Source organism: Sphingobium sp. (genome assembly GCF_035511395.1).
In the GTDB taxonomy this organism is placed as follows: Bacteria; Pseudomonadota; Alphaproteobacteria; order Sphingomonadales; family Sphingomonadaceae; genus Sphingobium.
The window spans coordinates 1-2,925 of record NZ_DATKFP010000162.1; the positions used below are offsets into that span (position 1 = coordinate 1).

At 65.9% G+C, this 2,925-nt stretch carries 3 protein-coding genes; 2 read left to right on the forward strand and 1 reads right to left on the reverse strand.

Annotated features, from left to right (window positions below; translation table 11 throughout):
* The coding region (locus tag VMR39_RS11195) for a PLP-dependent aminotransferase family protein (RefSeq protein WP_325416058.1) at positions 1–862 on the reverse strand (862 nt) is incomplete at its 3' end.
* An 89-nt stretch (positions 863–951) separates the two neighbouring features.
* Here VMR39_RS11195 and VMR39_RS11200 point away from each other — a divergent pair.
* A complete protein-coding gene (locus VMR39_RS11200) occupies positions 952–1,554 on the forward strand; it encodes a hypothetical protein (protein WP_325416059.1) in 603 nt (200 codons plus the stop codon).
* Positions 1,555–1,702: 148 nt separating this feature from the next.
* Positions 1,703–2,890 (forward strand): hypothetical protein, encoded by a 1,188-nt coding sequence (locus tag VMR39_RS11205; RefSeq protein WP_325416060.1) that lies wholly within the window; start codon positions 1,703–1,705, stop codon positions 2,888–2,890.
* Positions 2,891–2,925: the final 35 nt, after the last annotated feature.

The window sequence follows — 2,925 nt, forward strand, 5'->3', positions numbered from 1 at the left end:
TTGCCACCATCGTTTCATCGACGATCAGCGGCGTGTGGCTGCGCGTCGCTGCCGCCACCAGCGCACGACGGGTACCCAGGTCCATGCTGCGCCCGGTGGGGTTGTGGAAATCGGCGATCACATAGGCAAAGCGCGGTGAGGTCTGGCGGAAGGCCGCCTCCATGGCGTCAATGTCCCAACCCTGCGTGGGCAGGCCCACCGGCACCGGCACGACATGCGCGCGCTGCAACGCCTGGATCGCATTATGATAGGTAGGATGGTCGATCACCACCCGGTCGCCCGGCCCGGCCAGCCACTTGAGCAGCAGCGAAAAGCCCTGCTGCGCTCCGTTCGTCACCATGATCTGGTCGGGCGTGGTCGGGCAACCGCGCCGCTCATAATGGGCGGCGATCGCCCGTCGCAGCACCATCAGGCCGAGCGGATCGTAACCAAGATCGCCGAGATAGGCGGGCAGCGCCTCGACCGCCGCCTGATAGGCGCGGCCGACGCCCGGCGCGGCAGGCAGCGCCGCATGGGTCCAGTTGAGGATATTGCCGCCGCTGCTAAAATCCCGCTCTTCCTGAGGCGCTTCGACATGGCCGGCGGGGAGGCGCGTGACGCTGCCCGATCCCTGTCGGCTTTCGAGAAACCCCTCGTCGCGCAGCCGGTCGAAGGCGGCGGCGACGGTGGTGCGCGAGAGGCCCAGCGCCGCAGCCAGCTCACGCTCACCCGGCAGGCGGACATTGAGGCCCACGCGGCCGTCCAGCACCAGCATCCGCAACGCCTGCGCCAGCTGGCGATAGGCCGGCTCGGCGCTATCCTGCGCGCGCCATGCGCCGAGCAGGCGGAGCAGCGAGGGTGGACGCAGCAGCGAAGTGGACATGGGGCTCGTTCCGTTCAGACCATCGTTACAGGCCATTTATGCAATATTGGTCCTTTTGGAAAAGGCCAGTTGAACAGAAAAAGCCTGCCATGATGATGCACCGCCGCCTTTTCCAACTTTTCTGGGGCCTGTGCCTCTACGGCTTCGCCATGGCATTGCTGCTGCGCGCCAATCTGGGCCTCGATCCATGGGACGTGCTGCATCAGGGACTTAGCCCCCGACTCGGCCTCAGCTTCGGCATGACGGTCAACCTGATCGGCGCGATCGTGCTGCTGCTCTGGTGGCCGTTGCGGCAACGGCCGGGGATCGGCACCGTCGCCAACATCATAGTGATCGGCACGGCAGTGGACCTGTCACTGATGATCCTGCCGACGCCCGAAGGCTTGTGGGTGCGCGCCGTCTGGCTGGTCGCGGGGATCGTCCTCAACGGGATAGCGGGCGGCGCCTATATTGGCGCGGGGCTGGGACCGGGACCGCGCGACGGACTGATGACGGGATTGTGCCGCCGCACCGGCTGGCCGGTCAAATGGGTGCGGACGGGTATCGAGATCGGCGTGCTGGCGATCGGCTGGATGCTGGGCGGCACCGTCGGTATCGGCACCCTGCTCTATGCCGCAACCATCGGCTGGATCGTCCACCACGCCCTTCCCTTCTTCCGGATCGCCGACACCGAAAGGCAGGCGAGCGCCTGATCTCTCATTTTCCGGTGCCCCCTGACCGGCTGGCGCAACAAGACCCGCCGGCCGGTCCTTTTCCTTGAAAATGCGTTGCTTGGCCATTGACCGGACCGGGGAGTCGGGCATGATCCCGCCGCCTTCCCCCGATCAAGGAGCCTTCCTCGTGCGCCCCTTCCTCGCTGCCTTTCTCATGCTGCCCCTGACCGCCGCAGCGCCCGCGCCCGAACAGGCATTGGCCCCCCTCGCCTTCGAGCAGATCGCACCGGCCAGCACGAAGATCCCCCGATTCAAGGTCGACGCGGCCTGGCCGGCCATGCCCGGCGACCTGCTGCTCGGCCAGGTGAGCGGCGTTGCCGTGGGACCGGACGATTCGGTCTGGGTCGTCCATCGCCCCCATTCGTTGACGGCAACCGACACCGGCCTTGCCCAGACGCCCCCGACCGCGGTCTGCTGCAAGCCCGCCCCGCCGGTGGTGCGCTTCGCCAAGGATGGCCGCTATATCGGCGGCTGGGGCGGCGCTTCTGGCGCACCGACTCTCGACGGCGTCAACCAATGGCCCACCAGCCTGCACGGCATCTTCGTCGACAAGGCGGGCAGCGTGTGGTTCGGCGGCAATGGCAAGGGCGACCATGTCGTCATGAACTATACGCCGGAGGGCCAGTATATCCGCAGCTTCGGGCGGCGCGACAAGACCGGCGGCAATGATGCGACCGACCAGTTGGGCAACCCGTCCGACGTCAATCATTCGGACGGCATGGTACTGATTTCGGACGGCTATGTGAACCGTCGCGTGATCGGTTTCGATGCGCAGAGCAACGGCTATAAGGGCCGCTGGGGCGCCTATGGCAAGCCGCCGATCGCCCCCACCCGCAGCGGCGATTTCGACCAGAGCCATGCCGTCGATCCGAGCAAGATCGCCAACCCCAGGTCGGAGATGTTCGCCGACATCGTCCACTGCGTCGTGCCGACAAAGGATGGCCATCTCTATGTCTGCGACCGCAACAACAACCGCGCCCAGCTGTTCAGGCGGGAGAAGGATGGCGGTCTGACCTTCGTGCGCGACCTGGTGATCGCGCCCGAAACGGGCGGCACCCATACCGTCACCGACATCGCCTTCTCGCCCGATCCCGACCAGACCTATCTCTATGTGGCGGACATGATGAACAGCCGCATCTGGATCCTGGAGCGCAAGACCCACACCGTCCTTGGCGCGATCGGCCGCGTAGGGCGACAGGCGGGGCAATTCACCTGGCTGCACAGCATTGATACCGACAGCGCCGGCAATATCTATGCGACCGAGGTGAATACCGGCCGCCGCGTGCAGAAGCTGGTCTTCACCGGCATCGAATAGAAGGAACGCTGCGTGGCGACCGAACTTTATGACCT